We start from the raw sequence: 22,461 nt of genomic DNA on the forward strand, positions 1-22,461 counted from the left end.
GGGGTTGCAACGACCGTCTCCCATTTAACCGTGCTTTCTATCGGGACATCGGTAACACTTCTGTACCAAGACATCGGCTGAAAACCCCCTTCGCCTCTCGTGCATAAACCCCGGGCACTTTATAGGAACTCAGCCCACGCTCCTTTTCTCGGTTCGCCCCCTTACCTGTCGGCCGCACCCTATACACTCAATCATTAGAATATGTATTCTATGATTAGGTGTTGTCATGAAGGTTTATCGAATACAGGTTTGTGAGCTGGCCACCCCGCCGCAGCGCATGGTCGCGGTGGCGCTGGACCGTGTGCCCGCCGGCTACCCCTCCCCCGCCCAGGACTACTCGGACACGAAGATCGACCTGACCGAGATGCTGATCCGCGACCAGGTCTCCACGTTCATCGTGCGGGTCTCCGGCGAGTCCATGCGGGACGCGGGGATCAGCGACGGGGATGAACTGATCGTTGACCGGTCCGTGCAACCTAAGGACGGGCATGTGGTGATCGCGGTCATCGACGGGGAAATGACCGTCAAAAGGCTCTCCGCCGGCCCTGCGGGGGGTGGTACTGAAGGCCGAGAACCCGGACTACCCGGACCTGCGCGTGGCGGAACTGTCGGATTTCCGGATCTGGGGCGTGGCCACCACATGCCTGCACCACCTGTAGCCTCCACCGCCAGCCGGCGGGGCGAGTACATCGCGCACGTGGACGTGAACAGCTTCTACGTCTCCTGCGAACGGGTCTTCGACCCGACACTCGAAGCACGCCCAGTCATCGTGCTGTCCAACAACGACGGCTGCGCGGTCGCGCGCAGCGCCGAGGCGAAAGCTCTGGGCATCGAGATGGGTGCGCCCTGGTTCAAACTCGCCGCCGATGCCCCACGCACCAGACTAGTCGCCAAGTCCTCCAATTATGAGCTGTACGGGGAAATGTCGGCCCGCGTGATGAAGCTCCTGGGCCGGTTCTCCGCTTGGGTCGAGGTGTATTCCATTGACGAAGCATTCCTCGGGGTCACCGGCACTCTCGAAGAGCTGCAACTGCTCGGTGAACGGATCAAGGCAGAGATACGCCGACTGACAGGGTTACCAGTCTGTGTAGGTATCTCGAAAAGTAAAACTCTCGCAAAACTAGCTAACAAGACAGCAAAGCACATCAAAGTGCTGGACGGGGTATGCGTGTGGGAACGCGCTCCCACACAGACTACTGAGAACCTCCTGGCCAGCTTGCCCGTTATCGAAACGTGGGGCATTGGCCCTCGGCTCACCAAACGACTCCGAGGACTAGGCATCCATACGATCAAGGATCTGCGGGATGCGGACGAAATGCGGATCCGGGACACATTCTCCATTGTCCAGATGCGCACCGTCTTGGAGCTGCGCGGGATTCCATGCATACCGATGGAGGAAGAACGGGTGATCAAGGACCAGCTGATCTTCTCCCGCAGCTTCTCCGACCCAATCACCGACCGGGTAGGCATGGAACAAGTAATGGGAATCTACGCGCAGCAAGCCTCCGCCAGATTGCACAAGCACCAACGCCAAGCCAAGATCCTCTCCGCATGGGCAATGACCAGCTACTACAACCAGCACCAGAACCACCAGCCATCGATCACTGTGAAGCTGCCAGGACCCACATCCGACCCGGTAGTGCTCACCCGCGCAGCGAAACAGCTACTCCCCCAGATCCTGGCCGGAGTGAAATACGCTCGGGCCGGAGTAGTAGTCATGGATCTTCAGCCATGGGCGATGCAAGAGACGTTCGACCCTTTCGTGTCAGCGCATGAGGCGAAGCAGATCGGTCCGCTGATCCAGCAGATCCGTGCCGAGCACGGGGTCAAGTCCATTGGGCTCGGTGCTGCGGGCCTGCAGCAGGGACCGGCGTGGGAGATGCGTCGGGAGATGATGAGCCCGCGATACACCACGCACTGGAGGGAATTGATGACCGTCAGAGCGGTCTAAGGGTGGCGGTGCTTGTAGAGGGCTATGGCCGCGCGTTTCGCCCGAATCGTTGCATTGAGCGCTGAAAGCCCGATAATCCCAGCGACTGCTACCCCTACGCCCCAGAACACCAGGTATCCGATGCTTGGCACCGTGCCGGCAAGACTGCCTCCGGCGAACAGGATCGCTAAAGAAGTCAAGATCAAGGGGATTATTCTCCCCATGTGGTCATAGGATCCTGCATCGAATTCAGACTTGGCGAGGAGGTGTTCGAAGGGATGGTTCATCGGCACTTCGCTGAGAGCGTTGAGTTCTCGATTTACGCGGCGCGCGTGCCTTTCATTCAACCGGCCTACTTCACTATGGAGCATCTTCTGCGCTGGCCTTTCCGTGTCTCTCTTCGGTTCCGGCCATAGTACAGAGGCTGTGCATGGGCCGCGATCCCCCGTAGCGGGCGGGCTCAGGGACTGCAGCTCGCGGCTCGTGTCCGAGCGGTCGGTTGGTTCGTGCTCTCCACGTGTGCGCAGGAAAACCAGCACAGCGGATTGGGATTTTACTGTGCATAGGTGGGCAGGAGGCTTAACCGCGTTCAGTTGTTCTCGTCGCGGTTGATTCGGGTTCGGGCAGGGTTTCCATCCAGCAGGTGGCGTCGATTGCGGTTTGCAACCCGTTCATGGTTTGGGAAACGGCCTGTTTCGTATCGGGGTAGTCCTTGTTCCAGGGGTCGGTGCTCATGGTGATGCGTCCGGTCGCGGCGAGGTCTTCTAGCTCGTTGGCCAAGGTTTTGAGATCCTCGTAGATCTCTGAGGCGTTGCGGGGCATGATCTCTCCTAAGCGGCCGGAGCGGAAGGCATTGAACGACGAGGCAATGCTGTTCTTTTTGTCTTCTTCACCGTAACCCATGCTAAGGACAGGATCTCCCGGATTACGGTGGCGATGCCATCGCTACATGGCTTCGTTTTTCGTCGTCTTCGCTGGCCAACAAAGCAATCTCCTCGGTGCAGGGCATGAGCTCGGCGGATTAGCGCTAGATGCCTGAAATCCGCTTCTATTGGCTAGCAAAATTTCATCTTAGGTGACCCCGATACGTTCTATTCCATCTACGCGTTCAGCACCGCTTCAAGCTCTATCCCGCATCTGACTCCGAAACGACCTTGCTCGAGGCCGCATGCAGGCCAAAATTGACCGACGTGTCGAAACCCAGATACCTCAGAACCTGACTGGCTTACAGATGGCCGTTTCTTTACTGCATCCTACCTGCGTACAGGAAAAACAGAGGAAAGAATCAAGTTTTTCGTGCGCAGTAGGCAGGTTGCCCAGTCCAGGTTCCTGGGAATCCGAGGATGATTGCCTACATGTGGAGTAAATGAGCAATTATTCATTTACTCAAAGAGTGCTTGATCGAAGAAGCACGAACACCCCAGTTCCGAATTGCGCCTGCGGCTTCGTGCTCGGGCGCTAGATTGCAAGCAGAGCAACGGAGGGATGAAGCTTATGCCGAGCGCAGGCAGGCAGAATTTTAAAGGTAAGGCAAGCAACGAGGTCCTCGAGACCGGCAGACAAGGTTGCCCACACGAGTTGGCCACCCACCCCGCAGCTTTGTGGGCGACCTCCACAGGACATGCCACAGCCCATTGAAGCTTCTTCCGTACATCGGGGCCACCCAGCTGGCGACTGCCGTCTCCTCCCCCGACAGAGCCGAATGAACGTTCTCCAGGCACGCTCAAAGAGAAGTTGAAGGCGACCTCCTATGCAGATCCCCGAAATTCCCAGGCCCGCTGAGCATGGGCTGATTCCAGCGCCGAGATCTTGGCGAGGGACGTCGGCGCAACAAGCAAAAGAAATTTCTTTTAAAACCAATCCGCGCCTGCCTGGGTTCCGAATGCCTATCAAGAACACTTCAGAGCAAGAGTTCGCAACCACATAATCCCGCCCTGACCAGGGCTCCAGGCAAGGAGAAGTACATGAACCGCATGCCACGCAAAATGGCAGGACTGCTCTCGATCGCCGCAGTAGCAGCTTTGGGACTCAGCGCCTGCACAATGGATGAATCCGCAGATTCTTCCTCCTCTGACTCCACGATGTCCAGCCAGGCGCCTAGCAGCTCGCCAGCCACGGAGGACTCCCCTATGGCCAGCGAACCAGCCATGGACCCGGCAGCAAACCTCGTCGGCCCACAGTGCGCGGACTATGCAGAAGCCGTCCCCGAGGGCGCGGGATCCGTTGCGGGCATGGCCAAGGATCCAGTGGCCGTAGCCGCCTCGAACAACCCGTTACTGACCACCTTGACTAAGGCTGTCTCCGGCGAGCTGAACAAGGACGTGGATCTGGTTGACACCTTGAACGGCGCCGAATTCACCGTCTTCGCTCCAGTGGACGACGCATTCGCCGCATTGCCAGCCGATGACCTGAAGGCAGTGACCGAGGATGCAGACATGCTCTCCACGATCCTGACCTACCACGTGGTCCCGGGCCAGATCGCCCCAGCTGACATCAGCGGCGCACTGGAAACCGTGCAGGGCGACACCGTCGAGGTCAGCGGCAGCGGCGATGATCTCATGGTCAACGATGCGAAGGTCCTATGCGGCGGCGTGCAGACCGCTAACGCCACCGTGTACCTGGTTGACTCGGTGCTGATGCCACCAGCCAAGAACTAAAGTACAGCGCGCCTCGCTCTCTGACAGGCCGGGTGAACAGGCTCTTGGCATCGCGCCAACAGCCTGTTCTCCCGGCCTGTTGCAACCTAACCACGGTTCTCTGCATTCCAAGATTGCATACTCCCGCGATGACCTGTGAGATCCTTGATCTCATGACCCCGAATCACTCGAGCCCCGTGCAACAAGGTGTCGCTGCTGACGCGCAACAGCTCTTGATTCGTGCAGGTCAAGGCGACTCTGATGCTTTTGGCCTGTTCTACGATCAAAGCTGCGCACAGATCTTTGGAATGGTCCAAGCACTACTGGGCACCACGCATAGCAGCGAGCAGGTCTTGGAGAAGATTTTCGTCGATGCTTGGAGCCAAGCCCCGCGATTCAGCTCCGGGAACCTTTCGGCGCTGGCCTGGCTGGCAAACATTGCCCACCAGCGATGCCTTTGGCATCTGCGCGAGTCCCTCGGGTTGCAACAGCCAGGGGCCAAGGCCGCCCGTCCGCCAACCACCGAGGGGCAACGCAGATTCACGGAGAACCCTGCACTGTCGCAAGCCTTTGGGAAACTCAGTGATATGCAACAGCAAGCACTGCATTTAACCTACTTCGCAGGCCTTGGCGATACTGAAGTAGCAGCGCAACTGCAGCTTCCGGTGGAAACCGTAAAATTACAGCTCCTCGATGCTCTGAGGAAACTTCGAGACCTCATGGGAGTCGCATAATGACACAGCCTGGCCAGGACCTCCTTGTCGAACTTGCGCTCAACACCACCAGCAGCACTGAGCGCCAGGCAGCGTTGGCACAGATAGCCGACTTGCCTCAAGCGCAGCAAGAACTCGACTCGTTGCAGGAAACCGCAAGCCTGTTGGGTCTGGCAGCGCCTGCAGTGCTGCCGCCAGCACGGTTGAAAGCCAACGTCATGCAAGCAATTCGACAAGTCGAACAGGTGCACCCAGACGTTCCCTCTGCGCCGCCTGTGCACGATACTGCCGCGCCCCCACCGCTCGCCTCGACTCGCGAGGCAACTAGTCCCCCAGCACCGAACAATGCGGGGCTTCCGAAGAAGCTCTTCGGCCTCGCGGCAACGGTCCTCCTGCTCGCAGCCGGCGGGCTGGGAGCAGCAACCTGGAACCTGAATACGCAAAATAAGGAACAGCAGGCGCTGATCAATGGCATGCTCACCGAGCGGAACTCCATGAAGCAGATTCTCAGCGCACAGGACATGAAATCCACTTCGCAAGCCCTGGAATCCGGGGCAACCATGCGTCTGGCTTACTCCGTTGCTGAAGGTCTGATGTCCGTATCAGTCACAGGCATGCCAGCTCTAGCGGAAGATCAAGGCTATGAGCTCTGGCTCATCTCAGCCGATGGGGCAATTCCGGCAGGGATGCTGGACCTCCAGGACTCCTCAGGCACGACAATGATCAGCGGCTCCATGGCCGGAATCACGCACCTAGGCGTCACGATCGAACCGGAGAACGGCTCGCCCTCCCCAACAAGTGATCCGCTGATGCTCCAAGATCTCTAGCCAACTCGCTTGAATCCGAGGGCCCAGAGAGCCAGGAACTACCAATTCAATCCCTCGGCAGGTTCGTTGTACTGATCACGAAAGGCTCCCGCTCGCACCCACACACCATGGTTCGGGCACATCATCAGGACAGATCAGGGCCCTCCGCCATCTGACGGTGCTGGTTGCACGGTAGATGTGTGCCGCGTTGAGCACGGTCCTGGTCCATCACCTCGATCACCCTCCCTTACCTTCAATAAATAAAGAAATATTTATTTCTTTCAAGCAGTGTCTGCAGTGTGCCAGTATTGAAACTTTATATTTTCGGGCATCATGCGATTACTGAAATAGGTACTTTGGTACGTTTCGGAATCTGGGTCGCGATACAACCGTAAGGTAGCACCGAATCGCAATTGCGGTGCAATCGTCGAAAACAGCAGAATTGAGCGTCTGAACTCCACCTCCAGCATCGCTCAAGACCTTACTACCCTGCTTTTTTAGCGAAGGACCGGATGCTTTCCGACCAGGGCACCTTGGAATTCTGTATCGAGAAAACCCTGACAATGGCTAACCCAGGTTTTTCATAACGGCTCCGACGGCCACCGAAATCCATTCCCAAGAGATTCCCGGTGGCCGTCGCAGCCTCTGCCCACGCCGAAGAGCGCCTGACACACCAGCGCTGGGTGCCAGGCTCCACCAACCCGGGCTACATAGACCTTTCGAAACCAAAGAAACCACAGGACAACCACCAGATCAGGCGGCCAGCTCACCGTGCCGCCACCGCTGGTACAACGTACCGATGCCCTCATTCAATTGGCATAGAAGTTGCGCTTCTGGTGCACTTTCGGGGATCAGCAGCCGGCGTTGCCGGCCACCAGAGACAACTTTCCCGGCCATCGAAAATAGCCGGTACCGCCACCGCTTCACATCACACACTGAAGCGTCATGGCCACCAGGCAACACCGCCAACTGCAGCCACGACACCAGATTCAGTGCGAACATCGCCAAGTCAGCCCACACCTGGTTCGTGGCAAAAGACCAATTCGGCAACTTCCCCAACCCCGCGCTCTTCAGCGTCTTGATCCGGTTTTCGCACCGGCCGCGGGCCCGGTGCCGGGCATCGAGGAACGCCACGTTGAACCGCGGACTATTGGTCAAGAACACCGCCACCCTGTTCCCGTCGGTATCGAACAAGGTCGCTTTCGCTCCGGGATGCAACGGCTCGGCCCGCAAGTAAATCCTTGTTCCTGGAGGGTGGTCCTTCAGCTCGATCACCTTGGACGCGTCGATCACCCACGCATCATCACGCTGGTCCCCGTCAGCGGTCAGCGCTGGTTCCCAGTACTTCTTCTCATCGATCCACCGGATGAACCGCTCCTTGATGACCGGCAGCGAATACGAGGTGGAGAATTGGATCCCCAGCGAATCCAGGTGAGGCAAGAACTCACGCGAAGATCCGGCACTATCGGTGCGGACCAGGATCTTCTCACCACACAGGTTTCCGTGCTCGTCGTAGAAATCATCAGGTAGTTGGGCCAACGCTTGGCTGAGCACCTCGATATGGGAAGCGGGCTGAGTTCGGGCCCCGGTTTCCCGGGCGCAGGTGCACGGCGAGGACTTCTCCGGTTCCATTCGTCTTGCCGTAGTCGGGCATGGCGATCATCGGTGAGAAACCGTACCCGCCTTTATACGTTCCTGCGCTGGATTCTTTTTCGGAGTGGACATGAACCAGCGAGGCGTCGAGGTCGATAATCAGCGGTTTGGCTGGCGTGGCCAGCCGCGCAGGATTCCGTGGCCCGGCCGCAACCCAGACTTTGGATCGCAGGCTGCGGGTCATGGTGGCGAAGCCATAGGCGAAAGCTTCTGGTTGTTCATTGATTCGGCGCATGATTCGGCTGATTGTGGCATCCGAAGCTACGGGGCCGAAGAGCTCTGGTGCGGCGCGTAGCTGGTCAATGTCGGTGGCTTGCTGCCCGCCGGCGGCCAGCGATAAGGCGAGGGTTCCGAGGATTTTTCCTGGCCGGTGGGTTGCGGTGGCTGGTACGAACTGGCTGAACCGGTCTTCGCAAAGAGCGCGAAAGCCCACCGCGTTCAGGAAGCCGGTCAACACCGACAGCCCAGCATAGGAGACCAGGGTTCGGCCGGTGGGTTGGGTCGGTAAGGCAGGGAAAATGTGGGTAGAATGGTTCGCTGATCCTTTTATGTCTCATGTCAAGGTAAAAATCTTCTCTCGCTGCCGGAAAATACTGCGTGCGAGATACCGTTTCAGAGCACGTTTGATCTCCTGATAGCTCAACCCCTCAGCTGTTCGCCGTTCGGCATACTCCTTGGTCGTTTGATCGTGGATCATTCGGTTCTTGATCACTATGCCTAAGGCCATGTTAGGTTGCCGGTCGCCGTGTCGATTTAGCCGATGCCTTGTAACGTTGCCCGACGAGGCCTGCAGAGGAGCCGCGCCTGCCAGTGACGCAAACGCGGCTTCTGATCGGAACCGGCCATGATGCGAGTAGGACGCCAGAATGATACCCGTGGTTACAGGCCCAAGACCCGGCTGGTCCTGGAATCCAGGAGCAATCTGTTCGCTGAGCTCAGCCGACTGTGCCTTATTGCTTTTCAGCCGTGCCGACGCGCTGAGGATGTCGTTAGCTAATTCTGAGGCTTCCTGCCGGGCAATACATTGCTCAATTCCATCGTTGCGACAACTTCGCCAGGCACTGATTTCCGTAATTTGTTGGTCGGTTAGAGCCCGACGTGCGTCTAAGCCAAAATCGGTTTGACGAACCAAAGCATTCAGTGCGTTGCGGTTAGCTGTGCATTGCTGTTCGATCCGCCTACGGCGGGTCAATAGGAGATTCATTGCTGTCCGAATTCCGTCGGTGCGCGGCTGTAACAACAATTCAATTTCAGTGCCGAGGACGCTCATCGCTGCGGCGGTTGCATCGATTTCGTCCGTCTTGCCGATGCCTGCGCGAGCTTGTTTGCGTGGTGGTTTTACCTCAGTGACGGTGATGCCGGCTTCCGTAAATTTGCGGCAGATTGACGCTCCGTTAGATTTGGTGCCTTCCACAGCAGCAATGATCTCGTTGGTGGTGTTACGTCGGATCCAGGCGATGGCTCTGCCCATGCCGGGCCCAGATACCGGGAATGCTTCGCAGCCAGTACGGGCGCCAGTTCTGGTGTTAATGATCGCGTAGGTGTGGGTGCGGGCGTGGGTGTCGACTCCGATGACGTAGTCGTATTTCTCTGCCACGTTGGTCATGATGGTGGACCTCTATTCCAGTTGATGGCCGTTGTTGTGGCATCTGTCTGGAATGGAGTCCTGTCAGGCAGTTCTCTAATGAGTCACGCCTCTTGTGAAGAAGCGGCCAGCCTTTTATCAAGCCATGGCAAGGGGCCAGACCAATGCCAGCCCATCGCAGCGGACAAATCAGTGACATGGCACAGAGCGTAAACCTCTGGCCAGAAAAGGTGTGAGTCACGCTGTGTCAGGTTGGCATCGATCTTGCCAGCGGGTAACCAGACCTGCCAAGACCATTAAAGAAAAGGTGATCCCTTGAACGGGTATTTTGGAAGCTTAGACACTCCCCTTTTCCCAGTTCAGATCACCTTTTCATCTTTTAAGTCAGTTAATGACTACCCGTCTTCATGAAATTCCCGGGCTAGAGCCGCTTAGGCCGCACTCCATGCGGTTGTCACTGCGTGTACGGCAAGACGGAGCGTTTCCGCTTCAGCTTCAACCCGTACTTCCTCGGCGGGCAGAGCACGCTCCGTCATGAGGCCGCTGATTACGGTCGCGAGGAATCGTGCCCGCTGCTCAATCTGCCCGGCGGGAATTGCGCCTTCCTCAATAAGCGCACCCAACCACCGCTCCACACGATGACGCCCCATCCGCTCGAGCGCGAGGTAGGTTCTCGTCTCATCTTCGGACGGTGCGGAGGCCACGTACGCCTCATACAAGAACCCCCATTGCTCCCGGGCGCGATCGCCGGCACCGAATTGCGCGAGGAGCAACCGCAAACATGCGGTCAGGCGCTCGGTCGGCATGAGAGCCCGATTGTTGATCGGATCGTCGGGAATGTCGACGTCGTAGATTCCGGCGACGACAGTGTCGACGAGGGCACGCTGCGTGGGGAAGAAATGCCGCAGCGAACCCGTACTCACTTCAGCGCGAGCGGCGACCGCCCGAACGCTCAAACGCGCGGTTGGATTCTCGCCGAGCATCGTCGCCGCAGCGATCAGGATCTTCTCACGCGTGCCCACTTCTCTCGATGCATCAGGCTGGCTGCCCATGGCGTCCTCTCGTTACAAAACTATTACAGTGTGCTAGTCTATCCCATTATTGACTATTACGGTGTACTAGTCTGGAAACGAGGACGGAAAATGAAGTTCAAAAGGTGGCTGAACCATCGCGTGCGTGCCGGATCCGGCGAGCCGGTGCAGCGCTTGCGCTGGTGGCAGATATTCAGCAGGTCCTTGCGCACCATCGCCCTGCCCTCTCCCGATGGGACAGCATCCACCTACACGGTTGATGTTCGCCACGGCGGCGACATGGCTGATGGCGTGATCAGGGCCCGCCTCTATGTGAATGGATCGTTGCACTCGTACTCGAAGATGCCCGCGCGCTTCCCAGTCCCAGGCGGCCACATCGAAGTCGCTGCCAACGGCTTCGGACTCAAGCGCTGCCACTATCTGCCCGCAGGCGGCAGCGAACTGCAACTGGCCCCAGATCCCGCATCCGCGGAAGGGCGCCGTGCCAGGCTGCATCACAGGCATCCGGGCCTGAGCCGATTCATCGGCATCGTCTCGACCGCACTGGTCTTCGCCGGCCTGTGCATCACGGTGCCTCAGATCATTGAATCGATATCCCGGATTCCTCCCATCGCCGATTCGATAGGCACCTTCACTTCTCCTGTGCAACTCCCGCTCCAGGGCAACCTTTTCATCGGGTTCGGGGCCGTTCTTGGCAGCACGGAACGAGCCTTGCGGATGCGATCGAGCTGGATCGACGAACTCGCCAGCTAAGCCCGCGAAAGGAAACAACTATGCCGAACGCCGCCTCAAACTGGCTCCTCCAAATCGACGAACCGATATCAGCTTCCCGCGTTCCGCCCGCCGCCGAATACCACCGCGTCTACGCGGGCGAAAAGCGCAAGATCCCGCGCGGGATCCTCGCGATCGCCCTGCTTCTCGTGGGCTTTGCAGGTTTCGCGCAGCTATCCCTCCTCGGTGCCCGTCATATCGATACCGAAATTCTCGGGCGTGCCGGCTTCACGCCGCTCCAACAGGCCGCCGGCGCGCTCTCCCTGGCCTTGCTCATCCCCTTACTGTGAGCTGGTCAAGTTTTTGGGACACGAACTTTGATCTTCTTGTATATTTCCTCAAGCCGTCAAAGCTAGAGGATCCCTTTCCTGATACGAGTCCAGAACCACCTGGGGGCTAACTCCGCCATTTGCCGTATACGGGCGCTTCCGGTTGTACCAAACCGCGATGTACTCCTTCACTGCGGCACACGCAGCCACCCTGCTGCTGAAGAACCTCTGGTGGAACATTTCCTTCTTGATCGTCCAGAAGGCTGACTCGGCGACGGAATTATCCCAGGGACACCCCGGCGCGTCCCGTCGACTACCGCACCCTGTGCGCAGCACACCACCTCTGGAACGCGCCGAGGTACATTGGGGCCTCGGTCTGAATGGAACACACTACCAAACTGGATGAACGCCTGCGACGCAGCAAGCCCCCTCGCGTCAATGGCCAACTACGTTTACATGTTCTTACCCATTGACCAGCCCACGATCTGTCGCGAATTCAAATCGATCACCGTCGCCAAATACAACCAGCCTTCACCGGCGCGCAGGCAGGCGATATCGCCTAACAGTTTCGCCGCAAGCCGCGAGGAGCGGAAGCCACGCATGCCGAGATTGTCGACCCTATGGTTTTCTATACGCACCGTCCGGGATTGGCGCTCACGCACGGTCGTGGTTTTGAAGGCGCTCATCCGCCTGGCACGGATTCTCAGCTCTTTCATGAGCGACATCACCGTGGATGTCGAGATGTCTTCCTCATGGTTTTTGCGGATCAAATCCACTAATTGTCCGCCACCGGCGACCTGGTTGGACGCCTCACACTCGTCCTGGAGCAGTTTCGTGCGGTGTGCTCGCAGGACTTAGGCTTCGCTCAGCTCTTGGCAGGCGTTCAGACATCGGTAGTGACTGCCCCTGGAATTCTGGGTTTCCTGCCCATCCAGTTCACTGGATACTCGCCTATGTGGGCTTCGATGAAGTCTAAGACCGCGCTTACTCCTTACTGTTCGCGGCGCGATCGGCGCCGACAACTTTTATGAAGCCGTTCTCCCGTTTCACCTTCAACAGTTTTTTGCGCAGGTTCTCGTTGTGGACCGTTTCACTGGGCCGTGTTCTTCGGTTTCCACTATGGGACGCTCGGCGCGGTCGGCGCGGGATTCTGAGCGCTCATTGACCTCTTTTTGAAATAAGAGCGCCATAGGTAGGTCTAGTACTGTTTAATGCATTTAAGAGTTTTTTAAGTTTACGACATCGAAAGGCTTTGGATGTCGCGCTCACAATCAATTACCCTGCGTCCATTTCGCAGCGCAGACACCGAATTCTTTGCCAGCATGGCCTCGGATGAACGTGTAGCTCGTTTTATTGGGTATGGGGAGCCATGGGACCGGCAAACCATCAACGCCTGCGTTAAGCAATCCCTCCAACATGAACCACTCGACACTGTGGGGGGCTCTCGATGGTTCCTAGCAACTGAAGCAAATGCAGCAGTGGGCCTCGTGTTTTGCACCCGGCTGGAAAGTTGCGTGGAGGTCGGTTACTGGGTATCTCCAGATCAATGGGGGCGAGGAGTTGGTGGAGCCGTGCTCGATAGCACCCTGATTTCAATTCCCAAGATATACGGAATTACGAAATTCAGTGCCCGCGTATCTCCGGCTAACACTGCTTCAACCCGACTGCTCACCAGTCGAGGATTCAGACTGGAAAAACGTGATGACATGCTTGAGTACTACACACTGGAATAGCCTTCTGTGGGTAACCGAACGCAGCCTAGATTCCTGATTGAACCAGTTGGGGGTGAAATGTATTTGGTTTAGTAGTCGATCCGTAGAATTTTGGCACGCGATTATTGAACCGTTCTTCAAGGGGTTCGGTAGATCTAACATGAAACCTGCTATGTCATGCCGAATACTTTCTATACTGCAAATATGACTTCCCCTCCTACCTCGACCATCGGGCTTGGTACTTGGTCCCGTGAACCAGGTACTGCTCTAGTGCAAGCAACTGCCTTGCCTAGCGATGCGACCTCATCATTTGTGATTCTGAGCGAAACGCACACCATTGATGTCTCTACGGAGTGGGAGCCTCATTCGCACCTGGCCCATGAGCTCTTATGGACCCAAGATGGGACACTCACCGCTCAAATCGAAGGACAGATTTTTACGGTCTCCGAGGGTCATGGTCTGTGGATTCCGTCCGGAGCGCTGCACGGTGGACGCCTGACCGCACATGTAGAACTTTTCAGCGCGTTCTTTTCCCCTGAACGAACCACCACCCCATTCAGTACCCCTACAGTGATCGACATGAAACCGTTGCTTAAGTCGTTGCTGGTCCATTTATCCAGTCGGGAACTGAGCCAAGAAGCCAGAGCGCGTGCGGAGGCTGTAGTTTTCGACGTACTCAAACCATCAGCTCATCAGCTAGCGCTGCGCTTGCCCGATGACCCTCGTATCCATGGCATTGCCAACCGTTTACTAGCCAACCCTGCGGATAACCGATCTCTCGAGCGATGGGCGGTAGATGCTGGAATCAGCTCACGAACCATCACGCGAGTCTTCCGCGAAGCAACCGGCTTATCCTTTGCCCAGTGGCGTCAAGCGGTGAAAATTCATCGCGCCCTGGAGCTGCTCACCAACGGTGAAGGCGTCCAAGACATCTCTGAAATGCTGGGCTACGCGCAGCCGAGTACTTTTATCGACGCTTTTCGACGCACTATGGGCTCCACACCTGGCACATTCGCCATAGAAAATGTCAATAGGTGACCGAAAAGCCGGATGCACTGTCAGAAATCATCGATTGCTGACATCGATTAGTTAACTTAGACTTACCTAAGTGAAAATACCTATTCAAATCGGATGTATTCAATCCGGTCAATACGCATGCTAGATGTGGCGTCCGGAGCAGCTTCCGCTGCACCCGGAACGATGCTCGTCCACGAGGTAGTGCTGCGCTACGGCAAAAGCACTGTAGTGGACGGTGCTTCCATCCGTTTATCCCCGGGTGAAGTCACCGCACTCATTGGACCCAATGGCAGCGGAAAATCCACACTTCTCCGTTCCATGGCAAGGTTGCATGAGCGCACCGCGGGGGTCATCACGATCTCCAATTCTCACGGGGAGGCCCGCGAAATTAGCACGCTGAACGGACGAACATTCGCCCACGAAGTTACGCTCTTCGCGCAGTCCCACGCCACCCCGGAAGGGTTAGCCGTGGCAGATATCGTCGCCTTAGGTCGCCATCCATATCGGCGCGGTTTCTCGGGGCTATCCGATGCGGATCATGCGGCGATTGCCTGGGCCATGGAACTGACTGGCACTACCTCGATGTCCCGGAAGGCAGCTGGGGAACTATCCGGTGGAGAACTTCAACGTGTCTGGTTGGCCGTGTGCCTGGCACAGCAAACCAATGTGGTGCTTCTCGACGAGCCGACCAATCACCTCGACTTGAGATATCAGGTCGAGACCCTAGACCTGGTCCATGATCTAGCCCGTCGAGATCGGCTAGCCATCGGCATCGTCCTGCATGACCTGAATCAAGCCGCCGCGCTGGCTGATCGGCTGGTGCTGATGAAACACGGCCGGGTATACGCCTCAGGAACCCCTGCCGAGGTCCTCACCGCAGATAACCTCTCGGAGGTCTATGAGATCCCCGTGCAGGTCCTCTCTGATAAGCAGAATGGATTGTTGCGCATCGAACCGGTTAGCCGCCACCGGATGAGCTGACCACTTTCTTTCTACCACCGAAACATATAATTACAAGGGAAAACCTATGCCTACACTCGCTCGAAATGCAGTCACTTCAGCGGCCGCTCTAGCACTGTTGTTCTCAGCCACCGCTTGCGGTACCACGGACATTAGCAGCGCTGGTGCCGAACGGAGCCCCGCTGCCGCATCCGCAAGTTGCGCGAATGACACCACCGCCACTAGCACAGACCCGGTATCTATGACCGATGATCTGGGCCGCACACTTGAATTGGATAAACCAGCCGAGCGCGTGGTGGTACTCGAATGGCAGGAAATTGAAGATGTCCTGACCTTGTGCGTCACTCCGGTGGGCGTCGCTTCCCCAGATGGATATAGCACCTACGTCACTGCAGAGGAGCTGCCTGAGGGTGTTGCTTCGGTGGGTGAACGTGGCGAGCCAGATCTGGATTCGATCTACGCGCTGGACCCCGACTTAATCATCGTGGACGCTTTTAGTGAAGAAGACCCCGTGCTGTCGCAGCTTGATAAGGGCGACGTTCCCGTATTGGCGGTCAAGGGCAACGATTCTGCGGATCCCATCGGCAACATGAAAAATGTCTTCTCACAGGTCGCCGAAGCCACCGGCCGCACCGAGCGTGCTGCCTTAGTGCTCAACGAATTCGACGCCCACTTGGCGCAGAAAAAACAGGAAGTCTCCGAGGTGAAGTTGGAAACCACCGACTTCCTCTTCTTCGACGGTTGGGTTGACGGCTCCAACCTGACGATTCGTCCATACACTGACGGGGCTCTGTTCACAGAGCTTGGCAAGGAACTGGGCCTGAGCCCAGCTTGGAACGATGACATCAACAAGTCCTTCGGATCCGGCGGGGTGAACAAAGAATACGGACTGGCCCAGACGGACATAGAAGGCCTAGCGGGCGTTGGCGACGTCAACCTGTTCTACTCCAACGACGCAGGCACCGGGTGGACCACCGAGCTGGAATCCAGCGAGATCTGGAACAACTTGACCGCAGTCAAGGAAGGCCGGACCTTCCAGTTCCCAAACATCTGGGGTGCCGGCGGGCCGAAATCCACCAGTCAAGCGGTAGATGCCTTCACCGATGCACTGACCTCCGCCTCGGAAGCCAAGTAGCGTACAACTGAAATGAAAACCGCTGAAAAATCAGCAGAGCGACACATCGTGGACAGAGGGGTCGGCATCCGAATGACCGGCCCTGGTTATTCCCCCGCGCCGGTCACCGGTACCCGTCTCGCCACTGGCCTAGGTCTGCTAGCCGCCTTAGCGGCAGCGGTACTGCTGGTGGGTGCTTGGCACCTCACCCAGGGGACCTCCGGTATTGGTTTGGGTGAACTGCTACGCGCACTCACCGGAGATGACACCCGTATCGGAGGGGTGGGAGCCGCCGAGATCTTCACCGGCTCCCGGCTACCGCGCCTCTGTGCGGGTGCCGCCGTCGGTCTGGCTTTGGGGGTAGCAGGTTCACTGCTCCAATCCGTCACCCGCAACCCGCTGGCCTCGCCGGACACATTGGCTGTCACCTCTGGTGCATTCTTCGCGTTGAGCGTGGCTGCTGCCTTGGGAATAAGCATGTCCACGCTAGCTTCCAGCACTCTCGCATTCGCTGGCGGGCTGCTCGCCGCCGGGATCGTATTGGCTATCTCTGGGCGCAGCGCGGGAACCGCCACCACCCGGTTGATCCTCGCTGGCTCAGCCATCGCTATGGCGTTGGAAGCAGGCAGCGGAATCATTTTACTGCTGTTCAAGGAAAATACGACTGGACTGTATGCCTGGGGTTCAGGGTCGCTGGCCCAATTAAATCTCGATGCATTCTTGCGCAGTCTGCCAGTGATCTTGGTGGTGCTGGCCATCTGCCTCTTGCTCTCTCGCCGACTGGATGTCCTGTCCTTGGGTGAGGAAAACGCTGCGGTGCTCGGCATCCCGGTGCGCTCAACCCGCACTCTCGCCGTCCTGTGTGCTGTGCTGCTCACCGGCGTTTCCGTTTCGCTGTCCGGCCCGATTGCTTTTGTTGGGCTTGGCGCCCCCGTGCTCGCCCGACTGCTGTCGCGCCGCCTGGTAGTCTTGCGCCGTCAACTGTTCTTGCTCCCCGCCACCGGCCTGATTGGTGCGCTACTGATCCTGCTGGCCGATGTTTCGCTTCGTGCCTCGCTCGGTGCGCAAGGTGCGGCTTCCATTCCTACTGGAGTTCCCACCGCAATCCTGGGCGGGGTGCTGATCATCATCTTGGCAATGCGACTGCCCGAAGCTTCCAACTCCCGCAACCCGTTACAGGTAGCAAGCAAATTGTGCAGCAACCGCCGATTCGTTCTCACCATGACGCTGGGATTCAGTTTGCTGTTGGGAGCCGTGATTCTAAGCCTTTTGGCCGGAAGCATGTTACTCAAGCTGGGAGATCTCGCCTTGTGGTTCCAGGATGATGCGCCCAAGCTCATTGCCCGAGCCTTCTCCGAACGTGCACCACGGACCAGCGCGGCGCTGGGTGCCGGAGCCGCCGTAGGACTGGCTGGTTGTTTGGTGCAGGGCGCCGTGCGCAACCCATTGGCCGAGCCCGGAATCCTGGGTATTACCGCGGGGGCAGGGCTGGGCGCGGCTGTAGTGGTCACTGCCTTTGGCGGTTCCCGCTCGCTACTGGTGATTTTTGCGGTGATTGCCGGGCTCGCGACCTTCGCTGCCATCACCGCGCTAGCCTGGCGTCGAGGATTCTCCCCTGAACGTTTTGTGCTAATCGGCATCGGTGCTGGCTACACGCTCTCTGCGGTCACCACCTACCTGCTGCTGAGCATTAATTCGTGGGAAACTCCGCGCATCTACACCTGGCTGTCTGGCTCAACTTATGGACGTCAGTTCGCAGACGTGTTACCTGTTCTGACGGTGTTGGCATTAGCTCTTCCGGTCGTACTGCTCATGGGACGCAAGCTGGACCTGCTAGCCATCGACGAAGACCTGCCCCGGGTGCTGGGCGTCAAGACCATTCGCATCCGATTAGTCTCATTGTCCATTGCCGCGCTGCTTGCGGCACTCAGCGTAGTGGCCGTAGGTGTGGTTGGCTTTGTCGGACTCATCGCCCCGCATCTGGCGCGGTCGTTGGTGGGTTCCCGCCATCACCGGGCAATCCCGGTGTCCATGGTTTTCGGAGCATTGCTGGTTTGCCTGGCCGATACTTTGGGCCGTACCGCAATCGCGCCGGCACAGATTCCCGCTGGTCTGATCGTGTCGTTACTCGGCTCCCCGTACTTCATTTGGCTTTTGTACCGATCACGCGGCTAGGCGTTAAGCGAGGATCCTAACCGGCTCCGCCTCCACCCAACCTAATAGTAAGGAATCATGGCGAAACCCTCTGCCCGGCAAATGAGAATCCAGACCTTCGACCCTGAACACCACCCGGCGCAACTGCAGCATCTGGGTTCCATGTCAGGTCCGTGGGAAAGTCGCATGGCAACGGTCAACGCTCGGCTGCTCACGATACAGTCATCAGATGCCACAGTATTCGGTGCCGCATTGCTTACCGCACGTTCGGCGACTGCATACGTGAAGATCTCTGGGGTTCTTGCCCGTGACACAGCTGCATATGAAGAGCTCGTCCGTGCGGTGCTGGACTACGCCAGGGAAAAAGATCTGGCCTGCGTGAAATGGGAAAGCTGGTCGGAAGAACCGTGGCTAGCAGATCTGGCTGAACAAATGGGTTTCCAGGCGTTGCCTGCTCCACGCTGCACCACGGATGCTTCGGTATCGATTCCAAAATTCGGCTATGTGCACTGGTCACATCCAGCCCGCTATCTGCGAACCGCGCACTACCAGCAAAGCGAGAACTTCACCTGCGCCGCGGTTTCCGCGCTGGCCGCGCACGGGGAAACGATGAGCATTGCAACGATGGATCGCCTGCGTACCGCCGAGTTGTTGCTGTGGCGTCAAGCGACTAATTTCATGGCTTGCGAACCCGTGGGGCTCGGGCTGGCCATCGCAGAGCACTGGCCCGCAAGCTCAGTTCAGGTGTCTTTGGATACCGATAAGCCAGTAATCGTCGACTATTATCCCGAGGTTGAACGTGGTTGGCGGGGCATCTTGCAGGCTGACTCGCGCCGCCGTGCAGAAGCGACCGGGTTGCCGGTGACCTCTACGCGTATGGAAATCTCACAGATTCACAAAGCATTAAGTCAGGGTGCCCGGGTCTTGTTGCTAGTATCATTGCAGCAGATGCTCGGCTACGATGTTCCGCACTGGCTACTCTGCCATGGAACGGCTGGTTCCACGGAACGTCCCGTTATTCTCATCGAGGACTCTTGGGTCGATGTTGGTAGCGGGGAGAGCTGGGTGGATGCTACCTGCCTACCGATAGCTTTCCAGCAACTGGAAGCCATGTCTTGTCTCGAGTCAGATGGCTATCGAGCCGCGCTAATTCTGGCTGAGAGTGCTCTCTAAATCACCAATCAAGTTCGTCAATAACAAAAGAATTCGACACCCGTCCAGAGACATCTTGCAACTCAATGGTTGCGAGAAGTCTCGCCGGGCACCGCTCCCCAGCCGAGAACGAGAATCCTTGAGAACTCACTAGTACTAGAATCTCCCAACCATGTGTCGCACTAATATTGTTGGATCATGCGGGCCCCATTAGTCGCGAGAGGCTTTTCAAGGACTCCATAACCAGTCTCTACGGATCCCCTCGCGGATCAGTCAAGGCTAAGGCCGCCGATCGCCAAGTCCAGGGCTTCCTCGCCATTCGATTCCGCTACGATGACCACTGGATTCATCACGAGCTATTCGGTGCTCTGGTAGGCCGGCCCTAATTCGATACCGCCCTCGACGCGATACTTCCCCGATGCGACTCCCGTGATCATGTACTTGGTTTGGGAGGAACGCTCGAACTAGATAACAATCGAACTCTCCGACGAAGTACGCGAATACAACCTCGAGCTGCGGGCCTCTGGCTTCGACGGCAGTGACGCCGACCCGAGATTGCCGGTGGGCCCCATGGTTTTCACCGTCATGGTAAATTCGACCCCAATGCAACTAGGAAGCCTGCAAGAACGCAATAACGAATCCATCGCCAAATGCCAATCCAACGGAAAGACTTTAGCAGGCGCCCACTAGTGCAAATATAAGAGCTGACCTCAGATCGCCCCCACGCTGTTCCGGTCGAAGTTGTACCTTGGCAGAGTAACATCCGAGGAGAAAAGGAATGCACAAAGGGCTGTTGCACTTCAGCCAGCTCGACCGAACGCATTCAAGCACGGAGAGTGGCATGGCCTGATCCAGGCACGTCATCCTGACGCAACTCATTCGCCCGGCAACCTATGATTTCTGTCGAATTCATGAACTGCCCGCCCTGGTTCCTGGCCGTACAGACGTCTTGCTCATTAGCTGGGTTTCCAGTCAACTGAGGCCGCACAGATGGCGATTTGCCGCGGACAGGATCGAGTCGCGCGCTGCTTTGGTTACGCATATCTCCCAGCCTTGTTTCTGCATAACCCCTAGCAAACCCACTCAAAACCAACTAAAGCCAAAGATTCCCCAGATTTTCACTTGACGATGCCACATAATCGGGCATAAAGTCATGGAAACACAGATCAATGTGTTGCAGGTCATGAGGAATTGCGGAGGCAAGAATGTTCGCCGAAGAACGACACCGGCTGATCGTTGAGCAGCTGGAAGCTGACGGGAAAGTAACCGTCGCCCAGCTCGCGCAGCGCTTCGATATCACCCGGGAAACCGTGCGGCGGGATCTGGCCCAGCTGGAATCCGAGAACTACCTGCGCCGCGTCCACGGCGGAGCGGTCACCACCACCGAAGCCAGCACCCGCGAGGAAAGCTACGTGGTGCGCACCGCCATCCATTCAGAGTCCAAGGCCCGCATCGCCCAGCGCGCGCTGAGCCTGCTGCCGGTCTCCGATGCCTCGGTCATCATCGACGCGGGAACCACCACGGAAATCCTGGCCGAGCGCATGCTCAAGAGCACCGCGGGCACCGGACTGGTGGTCATCACCCACGCCCTGCCCATTGCCTCGGCGCTGGTCCACAGCCCGGATGTCGCCCTGGAGCTGATCGGCGGGCGGGTCCGCGGCATCACCGGCGCCTCCAGCGGAGCCCGCACCGTGCAGGAGTATTCCCAGTACCGGGCCGACATCGCCTTCGTCGGCACCAACGGGCTGCATGCAGGATTCGGCCTGAGCACCCCGGACCCGCTGGAAGCTGCCGTCAAGCGCGCCTTGGTCGCCAGTGCCCGCCGCGTGGTGCTGCTGGCCGACGGATCCAAATTCGACCAGGAAACCCTGGTCTGCTTCGCCCGGCTCGAAGACATCGACACCCTGGTCACCGACCAGCAGCCCGGCACTGAACTTGCCGCTGCGCTGGAAGCGGCGGATGTCGAGGTGGTGATCGCATGATTATCACGCTGACCGTCAACCCGGCACTGGACAAGACCATCGAATTGGCCGCCGCATTGCAGCCCGGTGCGGTGCAGCGGGCCGCTGGCAGCCACCTGCAGGCCGCAGGCAAGGGCGTGAATGTTGCGCGGGCCATCCTCGCCGCCGGGCAGCGGACCCTCGCTGTACTCCCCGGAGCCGGAAACGATCCGCTCATCGCCGCCCTAGCCGCCGACCAGTTGCCCTACCGGGCGCTGGAAATCAATGCTGCGCTGCGCACCAACACGACGCTGACCTCGCCGGATGGATCTACCACCAAGATCAACGAGGCCGGTCCTGAGCTGGACGCGGCCACGTTGGAGCAGCTCTCGGAGTTGGTGCGCGATTCCTGCGCTGGCGCCGCTTGGCTGGTCATGGCAGGGTCGCTGCCACCCGGGGTGCCGGCGAACTACTACGCCCTGCTTACCGCGTCGTTGCGCGAGCAGCTGGGCTCGAAGTGCCCGAAGATTGCGGTGGACACCTCTGGGGAGCCGCTGCGCCAGCTCTTCGCCCACGACGAGATCCACATCCCGGATCTGGTCAAGCCCAACGCCGAAGAGCTTGCCGAGCTGCTGGGCGAGGACCTGGGCGAAGCCCAGCTCGAAGCGGACCCCGGGCTGACCGCTCGCGCCAGCTCCAAGTTGCTGCGCCGCCCCGGGGCCGCGGTGCTCACCACCCTGGGTGCGCACGGCGCGGTACTGGCCACTGCCGAGGGCTGCTGGCACGGCTGGCCGCAGCCGATCACCCCGCGCAGCACGGTAGGTGCCGGCGATTCCTCGCTGGCCGGCTATCTGCTGGCAGACACGGCAGGCCACTTGCCGGCGTTCAAGCTGCGCCAGGCCATCGCCTACGGAACCGCGGCGGCCTCGCTGCCCGGCTCCGGCATCCCAACCCCAACCGACCTCCGCATCGATGCGGTCAGCGTCATCGAACTCACCCCAAGGCAAGGATCCTGACC

18 protein-coding genes and 3 pseudogenes are annotated in these 22,461 nt (G+C 58.4%); 15 read left to right on the forward strand and 6 right to left on the reverse strand.

Translation table 11 applies throughout. The features are described from left to right. Positions 1-277 precede the first annotated feature (277 nt). Both ACNPN0_RS07785 and ACNPN0_RS07790 read left to right on the forward strand, forming a co-directional pair. Positions 278-659: pseudogene (locus tag ACNPN0_RS07785) on the forward strand (LexA family protein). Further along, on the forward strand, positions 641-1,951 hold the full coding sequence (locus tag ACNPN0_RS07790) for a Y-family DNA polymerase (protein ID WP_448938057.1): 1,311 nt from the start codon (positions 641-643) through the stop codon (positions 1,949-1,951). The pseudogene ACNPN0_RS07785 and the gene ACNPN0_RS07790 overlap by 19 nt, the downstream one beginning before the upstream one ends. On the opposite strand, the gene ACNPN0_RS07795 is transcribed toward ACNPN0_RS07790, so the two are convergent. Continuing rightward, positions 1,948-2,301: a hypothetical protein gene (locus ACNPN0_RS07795; protein ID WP_448938056.1), complete on the reverse strand. Its 354-nt coding sequence runs from the start codon at positions 2,299-2,301 to the stop codon at positions 1,948-1,950. The genes ACNPN0_RS07790 and ACNPN0_RS07795 overlap by 4 nt on opposite strands. A gap of 208 nt (positions 2,302-2,509) precedes the next feature. Next, on the reverse strand, positions 2,510-2,752 hold the full coding sequence (locus ACNPN0_RS07800) for a hypothetical protein (protein WP_448938055.1): 243 nt from the start codon (positions 2,750-2,752) through the stop codon (positions 2,510-2,512). Positions 2,753-3,894: 1,142 nt separating this feature from the next. Between ACNPN0_RS07800 and ACNPN0_RS07805 the strand changes: the two genes are divergently transcribed. From ACNPN0_RS07805 to ACNPN0_RS07815, 3 genes are all read left to right on the forward strand, one after another. Continuing rightward, the gene (locus ACNPN0_RS07805; RefSeq protein ID WP_448938054.1) at positions 3,895-4,587 is read left to right on the forward strand and encodes a fasciclin domain-containing protein; all 693 of its coding nucleotides are present in this window, start codon (positions 3,895-3,897) and stop codon (positions 4,585-4,587) included. A 152-nt stretch (positions 4,588-4,739) separates the two neighbouring features. Further along, positions 4,740-5,300 carry a sigma-70 family RNA polymerase sigma factor gene (locus tag ACNPN0_RS07810; RefSeq protein WP_448938053.1) on the forward strand — a complete coding sequence of 187 codons (561 nt, stop codon included), beginning with the start codon at positions 4,740-4,742 and terminating at the stop codon, positions 5,298-5,300. Then, complete coding sequence (locus ACNPN0_RS07815) at positions 5,300-6,106, forward strand: anti-sigma factor (RefSeq protein WP_448938052.1); 807 nt, start codon at positions 5,300-5,302, stop codon at positions 6,104-6,106. The genes ACNPN0_RS07810 and ACNPN0_RS07815 overlap by 1 nt, the downstream gene beginning before the upstream one ends. A 732-nt stretch (positions 6,107-6,838) precedes the next feature. On the opposite strand, the pseudogene ACNPN0_RS07820 reads toward ACNPN0_RS07815, so the two are convergent. The 3 genes and pseudogenes from ACNPN0_RS07820 to ACNPN0_RS07830 form a co-directional block, all read right to left on the reverse strand. Then, positions 6,839-8,288 (reverse strand): annotated as a pseudogene (locus tag ACNPN0_RS07820) (IS1380 family transposase). A gap of 3 nt (positions 8,289-8,291) precedes the next feature. Continuing rightward, positions 8,292-9,344 (reverse strand): transposase, encoded by a 1,053-nt coding sequence (locus ACNPN0_RS07825; protein ID WP_448938051.1) that lies wholly within the window; start codon positions 9,342-9,344, stop codon positions 8,292-8,294. A gap of 410 nt (positions 9,345-9,754) precedes the next feature. Then, entirely contained in the window at positions 9,755-10,375 is a 621-nt protein-coding gene (locus tag ACNPN0_RS07830; RefSeq protein WP_448938050.1) for a TetR/AcrR family transcriptional regulator, read from the reverse strand. Positions 10,376-10,465: 90 nt separating this feature from the next. On the opposite strand from ACNPN0_RS07830, the gene ACNPN0_RS07835 reads away from it, so the two are divergent. Both ACNPN0_RS07835 and ACNPN0_RS07840 read left to right on the forward strand, forming a co-directional pair. Beyond that, positions 10,466-11,107, forward strand: coding sequence for a hypothetical protein (locus ACNPN0_RS07835; protein ID WP_448938049.1), 642 nt, complete (start codon positions 10,466-10,468; stop codon positions 11,105-11,107). 20 nt (positions 11,108-11,127) lie between these two features. After that, a complete protein-coding gene (locus ACNPN0_RS07840) occupies positions 11,128-11,415 on the forward strand; it encodes a hypothetical protein (RefSeq protein ID WP_448938048.1) in 288 nt (95 codons plus the stop codon). Positions 11,416-11,463: 48 nt separating this feature from the next. Here ACNPN0_RS07840 and ACNPN0_RS07845 read toward each other — a convergent pair. Continuing rightward, positions 11,464-12,539 (reverse strand): annotated as a pseudogene (locus ACNPN0_RS07845) (IS3 family transposase); the annotation flags it as partial. Between the two features lie 111 nt (positions 12,540-12,650). Here ACNPN0_RS07845 and ACNPN0_RS07850 point away from each other — a divergent pair. The 8 genes from ACNPN0_RS07850 to ACNPN0_RS07885 all read left to right on the forward strand — a co-directional run bounded on the left by ACNPN0_RS07850 (position 12,651) and on the right by ACNPN0_RS07885 (position 22,459). Beyond that, positions 12,651-13,127, forward strand: coding sequence for a GNAT family N-acetyltransferase (locus ACNPN0_RS07850; RefSeq protein ID WP_448938047.1), 477 nt, complete (start codon positions 12,651-12,653; stop codon positions 13,125-13,127). A 183-nt stretch (positions 13,128-13,310) separates the two neighbouring features. Continuing rightward, the gene (locus ACNPN0_RS07855) at positions 13,311-14,144 is read left to right on the forward strand and encodes an AraC family transcriptional regulator (protein WP_448938046.1); all 834 of its coding nucleotides are present in this window, start codon (positions 13,311-13,313) and stop codon (positions 14,142-14,144) included. Positions 14,145-14,261: 117 nt separating this feature from the next. Continuing rightward, the gene (locus tag ACNPN0_RS07860) at positions 14,262-15,104 is read left to right on the forward strand and encodes an ABC transporter ATP-binding protein (RefSeq protein WP_448938045.1); all 843 of its coding nucleotides are present in this window, start codon (positions 14,262-14,264) and stop codon (positions 15,102-15,104) included. Positions 15,105-15,324: 220 nt separating this feature from the next. Further along, complete coding sequence (locus ACNPN0_RS07865; protein ID WP_332595362.1) at positions 15,325-16,218, forward strand: ABC transporter substrate-binding protein; 894 nt, start codon at positions 15,325-15,327, stop codon at positions 16,216-16,218. Positions 16,219-16,290: 72 nt separating this feature from the next. Continuing rightward, a complete protein-coding gene (locus tag ACNPN0_RS07870) occupies positions 16,291-18,372 on the forward strand; it encodes an iron ABC transporter permease (protein ID WP_448938044.1) in 2,082 nt (693 codons plus the stop codon). A gap of 57 nt (positions 18,373-18,429) precedes the next feature. Beyond that, positions 18,430-19,524, forward strand: coding sequence for a peptidase C39 family protein (locus ACNPN0_RS07875; protein WP_448938043.1), 1,095 nt, complete (start codon positions 18,430-18,432; stop codon positions 19,522-19,524). Between the two features lie 1,184 nt (positions 19,525-20,708). Continuing rightward, positions 20,709-21,485, forward strand: coding sequence for a DeoR/GlpR family DNA-binding transcription regulator (locus ACNPN0_RS07880; RefSeq protein ID WP_448938042.1), 777 nt, complete (start codon positions 20,709-20,711; stop codon positions 21,483-21,485). After that, positions 21,482-22,459, forward strand: coding sequence for a 1-phosphofructokinase family hexose kinase (locus ACNPN0_RS07885; protein WP_448938041.1), 978 nt, complete (start codon positions 21,482-21,484; stop codon positions 22,457-22,459). Before ACNPN0_RS07880 ends, ACNPN0_RS07885 begins: the two co-directional genes overlap by 4 nt. Positions 22,460-22,461 lie beyond the last annotated feature (2 nt).

The sequence above is a fragment of the Glutamicibacter sp. AGC84 genome (assembly GCF_053543575.1).

Bases quoted from the DNA above. Each gene is read 5' to 3' on its own strand.
- ACNPN0_RS07790 (WP_448938057.1), top strand. From the start codon at position 641: ATGCCTGCACCACCTGTAGCCTCCACCGCCAGCCGGCGGGGCGAGTAC.
- ACNPN0_RS07795 (WP_448938056.1), bottom strand. From the start codon at position 2,301: ATGCTCCATAGTGAAGTAGGCCGGTTGAATGAAAGGCACGCGCGCCGC.
- ACNPN0_RS07800 (WP_448938055.1), bottom strand. From the start codon at position 2,752: ATGCCCCGCAACGCCTCAGAGATCTACGAGGATCTCAAAACCTTGGCC.
- ACNPN0_RS07805 (WP_448938054.1), top strand. From the start codon at position 3,895: ATGAACCGCATGCCACGCAAAATGGCAGGACTGCTCTCGATCGCCGCA.
- ACNPN0_RS07810 (WP_448938053.1), top strand. From the start codon at position 4,740: ATGACCCCGAATCACTCGAGCCCCGTGCAACAAGGTGTCGCTGCTGAC.
- ACNPN0_RS07815 (WP_448938052.1), top strand. From the start codon at position 5,300: ATGACACAGCCTGGCCAGGACCTCCTTGTCGAACTTGCGCTCAACACC.
- ACNPN0_RS07825 (WP_448938051.1), bottom strand. From the start codon at position 9,344: ATGACCAACGTGGCAGAGAAATACGACTACGTCATCGGAGTCGACACC.
- ACNPN0_RS07830 (WP_448938050.1), bottom strand. From the start codon at position 10,375: ATGGGCAGCCAGCCTGATGCATCGAGAGAAGTGGGCACGCGTGAGAAG.
- ACNPN0_RS07835 (WP_448938049.1), top strand. From the start codon at position 10,466: ATGAAGTTCAAAAGGTGGCTGAACCATCGCGTGCGTGCCGGATCCGGC.
- ACNPN0_RS07840 (WP_448938048.1), top strand. From the start codon at position 11,128: ATGCCGAACGCCGCCTCAAACTGGCTCCTCCAAATCGACGAACCGATA.
- ACNPN0_RS07850 (WP_448938047.1), top strand. From the start codon at position 12,651: ATGTCGCGCTCACAATCAATTACCCTGCGTCCATTTCGCAGCGCAGAC.
- ACNPN0_RS07855 (WP_448938046.1), top strand. From the start codon at position 13,311: ATGACTTCCCCTCCTACCTCGACCATCGGGCTTGGTACTTGGTCCCGT.
- ACNPN0_RS07860 (WP_448938045.1), top strand. From the start codon at position 14,262: ATGCTAGATGTGGCGTCCGGAGCAGCTTCCGCTGCACCCGGAACGATG.
- ACNPN0_RS07865 (WP_332595362.1), top strand. From the start codon at position 15,325: ATGACCGATGATCTGGGCCGCACACTTGAATTGGATAAACCAGCCGAG.
- ACNPN0_RS07870 (WP_448938044.1), top strand. From the start codon at position 16,291: ATGACCGGCCCTGGTTATTCCCCCGCGCCGGTCACCGGTACCCGTCTC.
- ACNPN0_RS07875 (WP_448938043.1), top strand. From the start codon at position 18,430: ATGGCGAAACCCTCTGCCCGGCAAATGAGAATCCAGACCTTCGACCCT.
- ACNPN0_RS07880 (WP_448938042.1), top strand. From the start codon at position 20,709: ATGTTCGCCGAAGAACGACACCGGCTGATCGTTGAGCAGCTGGAAGCT.
- ACNPN0_RS07885 (WP_448938041.1), top strand. From the start codon at position 21,482: ATGATTATCACGCTGACCGTCAACCCGGCACTGGACAAGACCATCGAA.